The sequence below is a fragment of the Saccharothrix violaceirubra genome, assembly GCF_014203755.1.
GTDB lineage: Bacteria > Actinomycetota > Actinomycetes > Mycobacteriales > Pseudonocardiaceae > Actinosynnema > Actinosynnema violaceirubrum.
In genome coordinates, this window is record NZ_JACHJS010000001.1 from 1,417,126 (window position 1) to 1,431,917 (window position 14,792).

Consider the following 14,792-nt stretch of genomic DNA (forward strand, 5'->3'; position numbering starts at 1 on the left):
CAGGGAGAGAGTTCATGGGAGAGCGGGCGCGGCACGTGCCGGTTCTGCTCGACCGCGTGCTCGACCTCCTCGCGCCCGCGATCGAGGATCGCGACGCCGTGTTCGTCGACTGCACGCTCGGTCTCGGCGGGCACTCGGAGGCTGTTCTCCACCGCTTTCCCCAGGTCAAGCTGGTCGGACTCGACCGCGACCCCCAGGCCATCGGACTCGCCCGCGAACGGCTGACGCCCTTCGCCGACCGGGTGGAGTTCGTCCAGACCACGTACGACCGCATCGCGGACGTCGTCGTCGGTACAAAGGTCGACGGCATCCTCATGGACCTCGGTGTCTCCTCGCTCCAACTCGACGCCGAGGAGCGCGGGTTCGCCTACTCCAAGGACGCACCGCTGGACATGCGCATGAGCGCGGGCACCGGCGAGACGGCGGCGGACGTCCTCAACACCTACGAGGTCGACGACCTCACCCGAGTGCTGCGTGACTACGGCGAGGAGCGGTTCGCCCGCAAGATCGCCGGAGCCGTGGCCCGTGAACGCGCCCGTGAGCCGTTCACGACCAGCGGCAGGCTGGTCCAACTGCTCTACGACGTGGTTCCCGCCGCCACCCGGCGGACCGGCGGCCATCCGGCCAAACGCACGTTTCAGGCGTTGCGCATCGAGGTCAACCGGGAACTGGAGTCGTTGCGCTTGGCGCTGCCCGCGGCGCTGTCCGTGCTCGCGGTCGGCGGCCGGATCGTCGTCGAGTCCTACCAGTCGCTGGAGGACCGGATGGTGAAACGGGCGTTCGCCGACCTCGCCGTGTCCCGTACCCCGCCCGGCCTGCCGGTGGAACTTCCCGGCCACGGCCCCGAGCTGAAACTCGTCACCCGCGGTGGCGAACCGGCCGGCGAACTCGAGATCGAGGACAACCCCAGGGCCGCGTCGGTGAGGCTGCGCGCGGCGGAACGGATTCGGGAGGCGACATGACCGCACCGGCCCGGACCGGCGGCACCGCGTCGACCGGCTCCAACCCGCGTGAACGTCAGCTGCGCAAGGCCGCCGCCGAGCGGTCCCGCACCCGGTCCGCCGCGGCCGAACGTGCTTACGCCCGTCGGGCCCAGCGTTCCGGGCCGCGGAAGAACACCGCTTCCGCACCGCAGTCGGGCGTGACGCCGCGAGCGCCGTTCGTGGTCATGGTGATGGTCGTGCTCAGCGTTGGCATCGCCGCGATCATGTGGCTGTCCACGCAGGCGACCGCCGACTCGTACCGGCTCCAGGACGCCCGCGCCGAGGAGACCCGCCTGGCCCGCCAGGTCGAGCAGTTGCGGCAGGAGGTGGCCATGGCCGAGTCACCGCTCAAGCTCGCCGAGGCCGCACAGGCGTTGGGCCTGGTCCCGGCCGGCGACCCGGCGCGACTGCGTCGACTGCCCGACGGCACGGTCGAGGTGTACGGCAAACCGTCCGCCGCGCCCGAACCGCCCCGCCCGGCACCCACCACCACGGACACCCCCGCCGGGAACACCACGACACCACCCGCTCCGACCACCACGCCGCCGGCCGGTGGTTGAGCGGTCACCGGAGGAGATCAGCGATGCCGGGGCCCAGTAGGGGCAGGCCGACACGGCGACCGCTGTCCGTTCGCGGACAGCGACCCAAGCGGCGTGGAGGCAACAGTCGGGTCCGGATCGCGGTAGGGCGGCTGCTCCTCGTGCTCGCCTTGCTCGCGGCGGGCGTGAAGCTCCTCTACGTGCAGGGCGTCCAAGCCGACGAACTGTCCCGGCTGGCGCAACAGCAGCGGGCGACGCCGATCGAGATCCCGGCCGAGCGCGGCACCATCACCGACCGCAACGGCAACCAGCTCGCGTTCAGCGTCGAGGCCCGTGCGCTGTACGCCGTGCCCAAGCGGACCAGGACGAACTGGGACGAGGAACGCAAGAACAAGCCGTCCATGGGCAGCTATGACGATCGTGTGCAGGCGATCGCGAAGTTCATCGAGCAGACGCTCGGGACCGAGGTCGCCGGGCAGAAGACCGACGCCACCACGATGGCCGAGAAGCTCGGTCGGGACACGACCTACATCGAACTCGTCGACAACGTCGACCCGGCCAAGGCCGCCTTGATCACCGAGAAGTACTTCGACGTCGGTGCCGAGTACCGTGCCGTGCGCGTGTACCCGAACGGCACTCTCGCGTCGAACATCATCGGGGCCGCGAATTGGCGCAAGGACCAGCAGCCCGCCGCCACCCACGGACTGCTCGGCCTGGAGAACTCGCAGGACAACACCCTCGCCGGGCGCTACGGCAAACGCATCGTCGACACCATGCAGGGCAACGACAACGTCGTGATCCCCGGACCGGGACGATCGCGCGAGGTCGCCGCGGCGACACCGGGCAAGAGCATCGAGCTGACGCTCGACGTCGACACCCAGTACGCGGTGCAGCGACTCGTGACCGACTACACGGCCAAATCCGGTGCGCGTTCCGGGTCCGCGGTGGTGCTCGACGTGCACACCGGCGAGATCCTCGCGCTGGCCAACGACAAGGTGTTCGACCCGATCGACTTCGGCAAGGCGACCGACGACGAGAAGCGCAACGTCGCGGTTTCGTCGGTGTTCGAACCCGGTTCGGTCAACAAGATCGTCACCGCCGCCACGGCCATCGAGGACGGCATCTACCAGCCCGACAGCGTGCTCACCGTCGACCCGTCCATCAAGATCGCCGACCGGGTGGTCAAGGACGCGACCTACCATCCGACTCAGGACATGACGTTCACCGGCGTGTTCGCCAAGTCGTCCAACGTCGGCACGCTCATGGCCGCCCAGAAGATCGGGCCGGACCGCTACTCGGACATGCTCCGGCTGTTCGGTCTGGGCAAGCGCACCCAGTCCGGGCTGCCCGGCGAGGAACCCGGCTACGTGCCGCCACGCAACCAGTGGTCGGGGTCGACGTTCGGCAACCTGCCGATCGGCCAGGGCCTGAGCATGACCCTGCTCCAGATGACCGGCATGTACCAGACCATCGCCAACGACGGGCTGCGCGTCCCGCCGCGCATCATCCGCGCCGAGATCGACGAGAACGGCGCGCGTCGCGAGACCGCGCACCCGGAAGCTGTCCGCGTCGTGTCGCCGAAGACGGCGAAGACCGTGCGCGACATGTTCCGCGCCGTGGTGCAGAACTCGCCCGGTCAGACGGGCACCGGCCCGAGCGCGGCACTGCCCGGCTACCAGATCGCGGGCAAGACCGGGACCGCGCAGCAGACCGACGAGAAGTGCGCGTGCTACAGCACGTCCGCGTACTGGATCACGTTCGCGGGTATCCTCCCGGCCGACGATCCGCGCTACGTCGTCGGCATCATGCTCGACAACCCGCAGGGGACCCAGTACAGCGGATCGGCCGCGCCGCTCTTCCACGACATCGCCTCGTACCTGGCACAGCGCTACCGCATTCCGATGTCGACGGAGCAGAGCCCGGTGGTACCCCTGGTGCTGTGACCGTGTTTTCGTGAACCGCGCCACGCCACTGACGCGATCCCATGCGAAGACCGGGTACAGCGACGAGGTTGTGTGACACACGCGTGTGCCGGTTTCGATCGCGTATCCAGTCCGGTATCCCCCGAACGGACCTGAACCGGCCACGTCGCCATACGTCTCTCCCGATGCAGGCCGAGGCAGGTTCCGCGCATGCCAAGGCAGGCGTCCCCCTGGAAGAAGCGCCCTTGCGCATATCCAAGCGATTGGTGTGGTCTTTTGTGGCCGGTGTACCCCGACCTGTGGACAACTCCGCCCCCTGTGGACAGATGCGCATACAGTCGGCCATGCCCGAAAGCCCTTCGACGGCCGGAGCGGACGTGCCGGGTGGCCACGCTCCGTGCGCCGGTAGCCTTCCCGCCGTGCCCAGCAAGCTAGAGGGCAAGGTCGCGATCGCACCGCCTCGCCCTTCCCGCACCACACCAGTACCCGTGTCCGACCTCGCCACCATGGCGGACGCGCACCTGACCGCACCCGACCGCAACCACGTGCCGGTCTGCGGAGCGACGCTGCGTGCGCAGCACGTGGTTCCAGGTGACCTCTTCGCCGCGTTGCCCGGTGCACGGGCGCACGGCGCGGACTTCGTCGACCAGGCGATCGCGTGCGGCGCGGTCGCGGTACTCACCGACCCGGTCGGTGCGGCGAAGATCACGCACGACGTCCCCGTGCTGATCCACCCCGACCCGCGCTCCGTGCTCGGCGCCCTTGCCGCGAAGGTGTACGGCGAGCCGTCGACGAAGGTCGACGTGTGGGGCGTCACCGGCACGTCCGGCAAGACCACCACCACGTACATGGTCGAGTCGGTGCTCCGCGCCGCGGGTCGGACCACCGGCCTGATCGGCACCGTCGAGACCCGGGTCGGCGACCACCGCCTCGACAGCGCGATGACCACCCCCGAGGCCCCCGACCTCCAGGCGCTGCTCGCGGTCATGGTCGAACGCGGCACGTCCGACGCGGTGATGGAAGTCTCCAGCCACGCGCTGCGCCTGGGACGCGTCGACGGCATCGGGTTCGCGGTCGGCGCGTTCACCAACCTTTCCCGCGACCACCTCGACTTCCACCCCGACATGGAGGACTACTTCCGCGCCAAGGCCGGGCTGTTCGACGGTCGCGCACGCACCGAGGTCGTCTGCACCGACTCCGAGTGGGGTCTGCGACTGGTCCGACCGGACACCGTCACCGTGTCGACAACGCGCGACGCGAACTGGACCGCGACCGACCGACGCACTACGGCGACGGGTACCCAGACGTTCATCGTCCACGGTCCCGTGCCCGCGCCGTTCGCCGTCGAACTGGGCCTGCCCGGTGACTTCAACGTTGCCAACGCCCTGCTCGCGATCGGGTGTCTGCACGCGAAGGGCGTCACGGTGGACGCGATCCGTACCGGACTGCGCACCGTGCGCGTTCCCGGTCGCATGCAGCGTGTCGACGAAGGGCAGGACTTCACCGCCGTCGTCGACTACTCGCACAAACCCGCGGCCGTCGCCCTGGCGCTCGACGCGGTCCGTGCCAAAACCGCCGGTCGGGTCATCACGGTGCTGGGCTGCGGAGGCGATCGCGACACCGCGAAACGGCCGCTGATGGGCGCCGAAGCCGCGCGGCGCAGCGACCTGCTCGTCGTCACCGACGACAACCCGCGCGGTGAGGACCCCGGCGCGATCCGTGAGGCCATGCTGCACGGTGCGCTGGAGGTCCCGCGCGCGCAGCGCGGTGACGTCGTCGAGATCGGCGACCGCGCCGCCGCCATCCGACACGCGGTCTCGGCCGCCCGCGCCGGCGACGTGGTCGTCGTCGCGGGCAAGGGGCACGAGACCGGTCAGGAGATCGCGGGCGTCGTCCACCCGTTCTCCGACGTCGACACCCTCGCCGCCGCCATTCGGGAGACCAGCCGGTGATCCAACTCAGCCTCGCCGAGATCGCGGAAGCGGTCGGCGGCACCCTTCACGACACCGACGGCCTCCCGGTCGTCACCGGCACCGTCGAGTACGACACCCGCAAACTCACCGCGGGCGGCCTGTTCGTCGCACTGCCCGGCGAACGCGTCGACGGGCACGACTTCGTCGCGCAGGCCGTCGCCGCCGGTGCGGTCGGTGTCCTCGCCGGTCGTCCGACCGGAGTCCCGACCGTCGTCGCACCACCTGTCGTCGCCGCGAACGGCAACGCATACGTGCTGTCCGGCGACACCGACGGCGCCGGCGCCGCAGTTCTCGCCGCACTCGGTCGCCTCGCCCGGTACGTGGTCGACAAACTCGACGGTCTCACCGTCGTGGGGATCACCGGATCGTCGGGCAAGACCTCGACCAAGGACCTCGTCGCCCAGGTCCTCGCACCGCTCGGACCCACCGTCGCGCCGCCCGGATCGTTCAACAACGAACTCGGCCACCCGTGGACCGTGCTGCGTGCCGACGCCGACACCCGCTTCCTGGTCCTCGAACTGTCCGCGCGCGGCGTCGGCCACATCGCCGACCTGTGCCGGGTGGCGCCACCGCGACTCGGTGCCGTGCTCAACGTCGGCTCCGCGCACGTCGGGGAGTTCGGCTCCCGCGAAGGCATCGCCAAGGCCAAGGGCGAACTCGTCGAGGCGCTGCCCAAGACCGGCGTCGCGATCCTCAACGCCGACGACCCCCTGGTCGCGGTCATGGCCGAACGCACCCGGGCGCGCGTCGTCCTCGTCGGTGAACACAGCTCCGCGCACGTCCGTGCCGTCGACCTCGACCTCGACGACCAGGCCCGAGCGGGGTTCCGGTTGGTCACGCCCCAGGGCGAGGCCGATGTCCGGCTCGCGGTGCACGGCGGACACCACGTCGGCAACGCGCTCGCCGCCGCCGCCGTCGCCCTGGAACTCGGCGCGACCCCCGAGCAGGTGGCCACCGCGCTCGGCACCGCCAAGCGTGTGTCCGCACACCGCATGGCCGTCACCGACCGCGCCGACGGCGTCACGCTGATCAACGACGCGTACAACGCGAATCCCGAGTCGGTGCGTGCCGCGCTCAAGTCGCTCGCCGCGATCTCCCGCGCGACCACCCCGCCGCGACGCAGCTGGGCCGTGCTCGGCCCGATGGCCGAACTGGGCGCCGACTCCGTCCGCGCCCACGACGAGATCGGCCGCCTCGCGGTCCGCCTGGACATCAACAAGCTGGTCGTCGTCGGTGAGGACGCCCGGCCGATGCACCAGGGAGCGCACCTGGAAGGATCATGGGGCGAAGAAGCGCTTGTGGTGCCGGACGTGTCAGCGGCCGTCGAGCTGCTGTGCGCCGAGGTGCGGCCCGGTGACGTCGTGCTGGTGAAGGCATCCAACTCATACGGCCTGTGGCGGGTTGCCGAGGCCCTCCTGGAGGCGGTCGGCAAGTGAAGAGCATCCTCATCGCGGCGGCCATCGCGCTGATCGCGTCGATCATGCTGACGCCCTACCTGATCAAAGTCTTCTCACGGCAGGGTTTCGGTCAGGAGATCCGCGAGGAAGGCCCGCAGAGCCACAAGACCAAGCGTGGCACGCCCACCATGGGCGGCGTCGCGATCCTGGTCGCGATGTGGCTGGGCTACCTGGGCACCCACCTGATCAACTCCATGTCGGCCTCCGCTGCGGACCAGACCCCGACCGCGTCCGGCCTGCTCGTGCTGATGCTGACCACCTCGCTCGGCGTCGTCGGCTTCCTCGACGATTTCATCAAGATCCGCAAGCAGCGCAACCTCGGCCTGAACAAGACCGCCAAGCTCGTCGGCCAGTTCATCGCCACCATCGCGTTCGCGATCCTCGTGATGCAGTTCCCGAACAAGGACGGCATCGAGCCCGCATCGGTCAACTTGTCGTTCGTCCGCGACATCACCGTGGTGTCGTTCGGTGTCGTCGGGTTCGTCGTGTTCTGCTACGCGGCGGTCAGCGCGTGGTCCAACGCGGTCAACCTCACCGACGGCCTCGACGGCCTCGCCGGCGGCACGTCCGCCATGGTGCTGGGCACGTACGTGGTCATCAGCTTCTGGCAGTTCCGCTACAACTGCTCCAGCTCGCCGATCGCCGGCTGCTACGACGTGCGCGACCCGCTCGACCTCGCCGTGGTCGCGGCGGCGGCGATGGCCGGCTGCATCGGCTTCCTGTGGTGGAACGCGGCGCCGGCGAAGATCTTCATGGGCGACACCGGCTCGCTCGCGCTCGGCGGTCTGGTCGCCGGCCTGGCGATCACCACCCGCACCGAGCTGCTGGTGATCGTGATCGGCGGTCTGTTCGTCGTCGAGGCCATGTCGGTCGTGTTGCAGGTCGCGGTCTTCCGGACCTCGCGCCGACGCCTGTTCCGCATGGCGCCGTTCCATCACCACTTCGAACTCGCCGGATGGGCCGAGACCACGGTCATCATCAGGTTCTGGCTGCTCGCGGGCATCTGCTGCATGTTGGGCCTCGGGCTCTTCTACAGCGAGTGGCTGACCGCGGTCGGGAGCTGACGCATGGGATACCTCTCGGGACGCCACGTCCTTGTCGCGGGCGCGGGTGTCACCGGTCGCTCGACCGCCGACGCCCTGCTCGCCGCGGGCGCGACCGTCACGGTCACCGATCGTTCGCCGGAACGGCTCGCCGAACTCGGCGCGCACGTGCCGGGCGTGACGCTGCTCGCCGCCGCGGATGCCCCCCCGGTGGACATCGACCTGGTCGTCACCAGCCCCGGCTGGCGTCCCGACAACCCGCTGCTGGCCGCCGCCGCGGCAGCCGGTACCGAGGTGATCGGCGAGGTCGAACTCGCGTGGCGGATGGCGCGCGAACTGGCGGATCCGCCGACCTGGCTCGCGGTCACCGGTACCAACGGCAAGACCACGACCGTGGGCATGCTCGAATCCATCCTGCGTGCCGCCGGGATCGACGCGGTCGCGTGCGGCAACGTCGGACTGCCCGTCGTCGACGCGTTGCTCGCGGGCCGACGCGTCCTGGCCGTCGAACTGTCCAGCTTCCAGCTGTACTGGTCGCCGTCCGTCCGGCCGCTCGCCGGTGTCATCCTCAACCTCGCCGAGGACCACCTCGACTGGCACGGCTCCATGGACGCCTATGCCCAGGCGAAAGCGCGGGTGCTCACCGGTGACGTGGGCGTGGCCAACGCCGACGACCCGCTCGTGTCCGCGTTGCTCGCCGACGCACCGGCACGTGCGCACGTCGGGTTCACGCTCGGCACGCCCGACGAAGGGCAGCTCGGCGTCGTGGACGGCATGGTCGTCGACCGTGCGTTCGGACCCGACACCGTGCTTGTGGCCGTCGAAGAGATCCGGCCCGTCGGTCCGCCCGGTGTCGCCGACGCGCTCGCCGCCGCGGCACTGGCACGCGCCCACGGTGTGTCGCCGGAGGCGGTACGTGACGGGTTGCGTGCGTTCCGGCCCGGCGAACACCGCGCGGTGGTGGTCGCGGAAGTCGACGGCGTGCGGTATGTGAACGACTCCAAGGCGACCAACCCGCACGCGGCCGGTGCGTCGCTGCGGTCCCACGACCACGTCGTGTGGATCGCGGGCGGCCTGCTCAAAGGCGCTTCCGTCGACGATCTCGTGCGCGCCGAAGCGCATCGGCTGCGTGGTGTCGTGCTCATCGGTGCCGATCGCGAGATCATCGCCGCGGCCGTGCGCGCGTACGCGCCTCATGTACCGGTCCACGTGCTCGATGACGCGACCATGTGCGATGCCGTGCACACGGCGCGAACTTTGTCGCAGGCCGGGGACGTCGTCGTGTTGGCGCCGGCAGCCGCGTCCATGGACATGTTCCGTGACTATGCGCACCGCGGCCGTGCGTTCGCGGAAGCGGTCGAGACACTGGTCGAGTCGTAGCCGGGACGCGACACGCGGGGGATGTTCGCGTCTCCCGCACCGGTGCGGGAGACGATGAGCCCATGACGACGGAGACCGAGCCGCCACGGCCACGACGACGCGCGGCCAAAGCAGTCGGTGTGCGCGGCTCGTTGACGGCGTGGCTGGGCCGCCCGCTCGCCGACTTCCACCTGCTGCTCGCCGTGTTCGGTGTGCTCACCGTGCTCGGGCTGATCATGGTGCTGTCCGCGTCCGCGCCCGGGGAGGTCGCCGATGGCGCCTCCGCGTACTCGGTGTTCCAGAAGCAGTTGCTGTACGTGGGCGTCGGCGCGGTGATGTTCCTGATCGTGTTGCGCATCCCGCTCAGGCGCATCCGCAACTACAGCATGATGGCGATGCTCGTCTGCGTTGTACTGCTCGGACTCGTGCTTACGCCGCTCGGCACGGTCGCAGGCGGTGCGCAGTCGTGGTTCACGGTCGGGCCGGTGTCCTTCCAGCCGATCGAGGCCGCGAAACTCGCGCTCGCCCTGTGGGGCGCGCACGTACTCGTCACCAAGCGCGCTCTGCTCGACCAATACCGGCACCTGCTCGTGCCCGTCGTCCCGGTCGCTCTCGTGGTGTTCACGCTGGTGATGCTCCAGCCCGACCTCGGTGGCACGATCACGCTCGGCATCGTGCTGATCAGCCTGCTGTGGTTCGTCAGCGCTCCGATGCGGGTGTTCGGTGTTCTCGCGACAGCGGCGGTGTCGGCGGCGGTCGTGTTGGCGATCGGGTCGCCGTACCGGCTCAAGCGCGTCGCCTCCTACCTCAATCCGGAAGCCGATCCGACCGGCGCGGGCATGCAGGCCCGGCAGGCGCTCTTCGCCTTGGCCGAAGGTGGATTTCTGGGCAAGGGACTCACCAACGGCAGTTCGAAGTGGCGATACCTGCCCAACGTGCACAGCGATTTCATCTTCGCGGTGATCGGGGAGGAACTCGGTTTCATCGGCGGCATGTTGGTGCTCGGCCTGTTCGGGTTGCTCGCGTTGGTCGGGCTGCGGATCGCCGCACGCAACACCGACCCGTGGATTCGCATGGTCGCGGCGACGCTCACCGTGTGGCTGGTGGCGCAGGCCGCGATCAACATCGGTTACGTCGTGCTGCTGTTGCCGGTCACCGGCATCACCCTGCCGATGATCTCGTCCGGTGGCACGTCGATCGTCACCACCATGATCGTGTTCGGCATCCTCGCCAGCTGTGCCCGCCACGAACCCGATGCGGTGGCCGCGCTGCGTTCGATAGGTCCTGGCCGCGTGGGCGGAATCCTGCGACTACCTCCGCCGGAGGCGTACAAACCGCCACCCAAACGCAAGGCCGTCCGGCCGACACCTCCACCGCGAAGTCGACGTGCGGCCACGCCACCGCCACCGGACGAACGTCGGGTCGCCGGTCGTTCGGCGCCTCCGTCGGACTACCGGCGCCGCGAGACACGTCGCACGCCACCGACCACAGGCCGGAGAACCGGACGCGACGGTCGTCGCTGAACGGTTCCTGTGCCGCGACCGGTAGACGATCGCGTGACGTTCACGTCCGTTTGTCACGAAATCGGTCACCGACGCGGGTCGTGCGGATCGGAACCGTGCGTTGCACGGCGATCCGGTCCCCGTCGGTAGCGGACCGGCGGTCCGTTAGCGGTCATGGGCAGTCGATTGGACGAGTTGTGTGCCCACGCGACGCGGATTGAGCGGGTCAATGGTCCGGGCTTCGATGTCGGGCGATTGTCGGGTGTGGGTGTGACGTGGTCGCGTCGTGTGCCACTCCGGAGGCCGTGTCGGGTCGGTGGTCGACGTCTGGTCGCAGGTGCGAGGTGGGTACCACTCTGCGTCCGGGGATGCGTGAAAGCTCGTGTCTGGTGAACCGGACTGCCGGTCCGGTCGGGGGCGGTGGGGCCTTCGTGGTTTCAGTGATGGACATCCGGTGGGTCGGAGCCGTATGACCGAGAGAAATGGACTACTGGTCCGCTTTAGGTGGTGGGAGCGGGTGTTGTTGTGGACGACTTTGCTGTGCGCGGGTGAAGTGACGCGGTGCGGGCTGTGTGCGTGGGACGGGGACGGGGTGATGTCGCGCCCACCGGTACGCGATCGGGTCGCGTGACGGTCAGGGTGTCGGGGATCGGTTTCGGTGACGGCGGATTGGTCGTGGTTGCGTCGGTGTCCACGGGTGGCGTTGCTAGGCTCGCGGCGTCGCATCGACGCACACCCCAACTTTGGAGGTCACCCTGTCCGGCGATCGGCTTGCCCACAACGGTCCGTGCGTGGTGGTCGCCGGTGGCGGCACCGCCGGGCACATCGAGCCGGCACTGGCCTTGGCGGACGCGGTCAAGCGGCTGCGTCCCGACGCGCGCGTCGTCGCGCTCGGCACCGAACGGGGCCTGGAGAACAAGCTTGTGCCCGCGCGCGGTTACCCCCTCGAACTCATCCCGCCGGTCCCCATGCCGCGCAAGCCAAGTCCCGAGCTGCTGAAGCTGCCGCTCAAGGTCCGCGAATCGGTCAAGCGCACCCGTGAGATCCTGGAGCGGGTCGGCGCGGACATCGTGGTCGGCTTCGGCGGCTATGTTTCCCTCCCCGCCTACCTCGCCGCACGCGGTCGCGTGCCGATCGTCGTGCACGAGGCCAACGCGAAGACCGGCCTGGCGAACAAGGTCGGTGCCAAGTTCGCCGAACGCGTCGTCGCCGCCGTCCCCGACTCGGGACTGTCCGACGCCGAGGTCATCGGCATCCCGCTGCGCCACTCGATCACCACCCTCGACCGCGCCGCACTCCGCGCCCAGGCCCGTGCGCACTTCGGCCTGCACCCGACCGCGCCCACGCTGCTGGTGTTCGGCGGCTCGCAAGGCGCCCGATCCATCAACAACGCGGTATCCGGTGCGGCACCCGCGTTCGCCCGCGCGGGCATCGGCGTGCTGCACGCCCACGGGCCCAAGCACACCGTCGCGGTCCAGGCCGTGCCGGGCGCGGCGCCGTACGTCCCGGTGCCCTACCTGGAACGCATGGACCTCGCGTACGCCGCCGCGGACGCGGTGCTGTGCCGGTCCGGCGCCATGACCGTGGCCGAGGTGTCGGCCGTCGGCCTGCCCGCCGTGTTCGTCCCGCTTCCGCACGGCAACGGCGAGCAGGCACTCAACGCCCGCCCGGTGGTCGCGGCAGGGGGCGGGCTGCTCGTGCCCGACGAGGAACTCACCCCGCAGTGGGTCGCGGACAACGTGGTGCCGCTGGTCGCCGACCGTGCCCGGCTCGCCGCGATGACCGCCGCGACGCTGGGCAGTGGGCACCGCGAGGCCGACGAGGTGCTCGCCCGCATCGTGCTCGAGGTGATCGGGAAGTGAGCGTCCTCGACCGGGTGCACCTGGTCGGCATCGGCGGTGCCGGCATGAGTGGCATCGCGCGCATCCTGCTCGCGCGTGGTGCGCGTGTGTCGGGTTCCGACGCCAAGGACTCGCGCACGGTGCTCGCGTTGCGCGCGCAGGGCGCGGCCATCGCGGTCGGGCACGCCGCGGCCAACCTTGACCAGTTCGACGGCGGACCGACCGCGATCGTGGTGTCCACGGCGATCCGCGACGACAACCCCGAGCTGGTCGCCGCCCGCGCTCGTGACGTGGTCGTGCTCCGTCGCGCCGAGGCGCTCGCCGCGCTCATGCTCGACCACCGGGTCGCGTGTGTGGCCGGTACGCACGGCAAGACGTCGACCACGTCCATGCTCACGGTCGCGTTGCAGCACTGCCGACTCGACCCGTCGTTCGCCATCGGTGGCGACCTCAACGAGTCCGGTGCCAACGCGCACCAGGGGACCGGTGGCGTGTTCGTCGCCGAGGCCGACGAGAGCGACGGCTCGTTCCTCTTCTTCTCGCCGACCGTCGCCGTGGTCACCAACGTCGAGGCCGACCACCTCGACCACCACGGCACGGTCGAGGCGTACATCGCGGTGTTCGACTCGTTCCTCGAGCGCATCGACCCGCAGGGCGTGCTCATCGCGTGCGTCGACGACCCGGGAGCCGCCGCGCTCGCCGACCGTGCGACGCAACGCGGTTTGCGTGTCCGCACGTACGGCCGCGCCGCCACGGGACCCGGCGCCGCGACACTGGTCGACTACAAGCCCGCCGACGGTGGCGGACTCGCGGTCGTCTACATCGACGGCGAGACTGTGGACGTGCGTGTCGCGGTACCCGGCGAGCACATGGCCGCGAACGCGATCGCCGCGCTGATCGCCGCGCTCGAACTCGGCGCCGACCGCGCCGGCGTGTTGGAAGGACTCGCCGCGTTCGGCGGCGTCCGGCGCCGGTTCGAGTTCAAGGGTCGTGCCGGCGGCGTGCGCGTGTACGACGACTACGCACACCACCCCACCGAGGTCTCGGCCCAGCTCGCCGCCGCGCGTCCGGTCGCGGGCGACGGCAAGCTCGTCGTCGTCTTCCAACCGCACCTGTACTCGCGGACGCGCCTGTTCGCCGCCGAGTTCGGTGCCGCGCTCGGGCTCGCGGACCAGGTCGTGGTGCTCGACGTGTACGGCGCGCGCGAAGACCCCGAACCCGGTGTGACCGGCGCGCTCGTCGCGGGCGCGGTGCCGCTCGACGACGGGTTCGTGCACTACGAGCCGTCGTTCGACCGGGTTCCCGCGCTGGTCGCGGGGCTGGTGGCGGACGGCGACCTGGTCGTGACGATGGGAGCGGGCGACGTGACGATCCTGGGCCCGGAGATCGTGGACGCGCTGGCATGAGCGACCGGACGGCACGCCGTCGCACCGCGGCGCGACGGCGTCCGTCCGGTGGGCTGCCCACGCGGGCCACCGCGTTGCGCCGTCGCGCGGTCGCACTGCTGACCGCGCTCACCGTCATCGGGGTGGTGGTCGTCGTCTGGTTCACCCCCACGTTCGGTGTGCGCGAGGTCGCGGTCGACGGTCTGCGCGAGATGAATGCCGACGAAGTGCGCGCCGCCGCCGCGGTAGCGGACGGCTCGCCGCTGGTCAGGCTCGACGTCGAAGGCATCGCGAGCCGGGTGCGCGCGTTGCCGCGCGTCGGTGGTGTCACGGTGGAACGCGAGCTTCCCGGCACCGTGCGTCTCACCGTGGACGAGCGCGATCCCGTCGGTGTGATCAAGGCGACTGACGGGGTGCATCTCGTCGACGAGACCGGCAAGGACTACGCCACGGTCGCGCAGGCGCCGATCGGACTGCCCGAGTTGAAGCTCGGCGGTGACGACCGCGCACTCGTCGCGGCCGTCGGAGTGCTCATCCGGTTGCCCGACTCGGTGCGGACCCTCGTGCAGACCGTGTCGGCGACCACGCCCGCCGACGTGACACTCCACCTCACCGAAGGGCGCGAGGCCAGGTGGGGCACGGTCGACGACACACCGCGCAAAGCCGACGTGCTCCTGGTCCTGCTGACCAGGAAGGGCTCGGTGTTCGACGTGACAAGCCCCGAACTGCCGACCGTGTCGTGATTCACAGCGCGTACCGGTGGGTTAATCCGATCGTGTTCGTCCCAG

At 70.1% G+C, this 14,792-nt stretch carries 11 protein-coding genes; all 11 read left to right on the forward strand.

Annotated features, from left to right (window positions below; genetic code table 11):
• Positions 1 to 14 precede the first annotated feature (14 nt).
• The 11 genes from rsmH to F4559_RS07255 all read left to right on the forward strand — a co-directional run bounded on the left by rsmH (position 15) and on the right by F4559_RS07255 (position 14,747).
• Entirely contained in the window at positions 15 to 962 is a 948-nt protein-coding gene (gene rsmH / locus F4559_RS07210) for a 16S rRNA (cytosine(1402)-N(4))-methyltransferase RsmH (RefSeq protein WP_184666902.1), read from the forward strand.
• On the forward strand, positions 959 to 1,543 hold the full coding sequence (ftsL, locus tag F4559_RS07215; RefSeq protein ID WP_184666904.1) for a cell division protein FtsL: 585 nt from the start codon (positions 959 to 961) through the stop codon (positions 1,541 to 1,543). Before rsmH ends, ftsL begins: the two co-directional genes overlap by 4 nt.
• Positions 1,544 to 1,566: 23 nt before the next feature.
• The gene (locus tag F4559_RS07220; protein WP_184666906.1) at positions 1,567 to 3,465 is read left to right on the forward strand and encodes a peptidoglycan D,D-transpeptidase FtsI family protein; all 1,899 of its coding nucleotides are present in this window, start codon (positions 1,567 to 1,569) and stop codon (positions 3,463 to 3,465) included.
• A gap of 323 nt (positions 3,466 to 3,788) precedes the next feature.
• The gene (locus tag F4559_RS07225; RefSeq protein ID WP_184666908.1) at positions 3,789 to 5,396 is read left to right on the forward strand and encodes a UDP-N-acetylmuramoyl-L-alanyl-D-glutamate--2,6-diaminopimelate ligase; all 1,608 of its coding nucleotides are present in this window, start codon (positions 3,789 to 3,791) and stop codon (positions 5,394 to 5,396) included.
• Entirely contained in the window at positions 5,393 to 6,853 is a 1,461-nt protein-coding gene (locus F4559_RS07230) for a UDP-N-acetylmuramoyl-tripeptide--D-alanyl-D-alanine ligase (protein WP_184666910.1), read from the forward strand. The genes F4559_RS07225 and F4559_RS07230 overlap by 4 nt, the downstream gene beginning before the upstream one ends.
• On the forward strand, positions 6,850 to 7,938 hold the full coding sequence (gene mraY / locus F4559_RS07235) for a phospho-N-acetylmuramoyl-pentapeptide-transferase (protein ID WP_184666912.1): 1,089 nt from the start codon (positions 6,850 to 6,852) through the stop codon (positions 7,936 to 7,938). Before F4559_RS07230 ends, mraY begins: the two co-directional genes overlap by 4 nt.
• Before the next feature lie 3 nt (positions 7,939 to 7,941).
• Complete coding sequence (murD, locus tag F4559_RS07240; protein ID WP_184666914.1) at positions 7,942 to 9,297, forward strand: UDP-N-acetylmuramoyl-L-alanine--D-glutamate ligase; 1,356 nt, start codon at positions 7,942 to 7,944, stop codon at positions 9,295 to 9,297.
• A 62-nt stretch (positions 9,298 to 9,359) separates the two neighbouring features.
• Positions 9,360 to 10,799: a putative lipid II flippase FtsW gene (gene ftsW, locus F4559_RS07245; RefSeq protein WP_184666915.1), complete on the forward strand. Its 1,440-nt coding sequence runs from the start codon at positions 9,360 to 9,362 to the stop codon at positions 10,797 to 10,799.
• Positions 10,800 to 11,521: 722 nt separating this feature from the next.
• A complete protein-coding gene (gene murG / locus F4559_RS34310) occupies positions 11,522 to 12,640 on the forward strand; it encodes an undecaprenyldiphospho-muramoylpentapeptide beta-N-acetylglucosaminyltransferase (RefSeq protein ID WP_221447160.1) in 1,119 nt (372 codons plus the stop codon).
• A 44-nt stretch (positions 12,641 to 12,684) separates the two neighbouring features.
• Positions 12,685 to 14,025 (forward strand): UDP-N-acetylmuramate--L-alanine ligase, encoded by a 1,341-nt coding sequence (gene murC / locus F4559_RS07250; RefSeq protein WP_221447760.1) that lies wholly within the window; start codon positions 12,685 to 12,687, stop codon positions 14,023 to 14,025.
• Positions 14,022 to 14,747, forward strand: a complete 726-nt coding sequence (locus F4559_RS07255) for a cell division protein FtsQ/DivIB (protein WP_184666919.1) — start codon at positions 14,022 to 14,024, stop codon at positions 14,745 to 14,747. The genes murC and F4559_RS07255 overlap by 4 nt, the downstream gene beginning before the upstream one ends.
• Positions 14,748 to 14,792 lie beyond the last annotated feature (45 nt).

What these genes read in the sequence shown, in the direction of transcription:
- rsmH (WP_184666902.1), top strand. Translation starts at nt 15, where the DNA reads ATGGGAGAGCGGGCGCGGCACGTGCCGGTTCTGCTCGACCGCGTGCTC.
- ftsL (WP_184666904.1), top strand. Translation starts at nt 959, where the DNA reads ATGACCGCACCGGCCCGGACCGGCGGCACCGCGTCGACCGGCTCCAAC.
- F4559_RS07220 (WP_184666906.1), top strand. Translation starts at nt 1,567, where the DNA reads ATGCCGGGGCCCAGTAGGGGCAGGCCGACACGGCGACCGCTGTCCGTT.
- F4559_RS07225 (WP_184666908.1), top strand. Translation starts at nt 3,789, where the DNA reads ATGCCCGAAAGCCCTTCGACGGCCGGAGCGGACGTGCCGGGTGGCCAC.
- murD (WP_184666914.1), top strand. Translation starts at nt 7,942, where the DNA reads ATGGGATACCTCTCGGGACGCCACGTCCTTGTCGCGGGCGCGGGTGTC.
- ftsW (WP_184666915.1), top strand. Translation starts at nt 9,360, where the DNA reads ATGACGACGGAGACCGAGCCGCCACGGCCACGACGACGCGCGGCCAAA.
- murC (WP_221447760.1), top strand. Translation starts at nt 12,685, where the DNA reads ATGAGTGGCATCGCGCGCATCCTGCTCGCGCGTGGTGCGCGTGTGTCG.
- F4559_RS07255 (WP_184666919.1), top strand. Translation starts at nt 14,022, where the DNA reads ATGAGCGACCGGACGGCACGCCGTCGCACCGCGGCGCGACGGCGTCCG.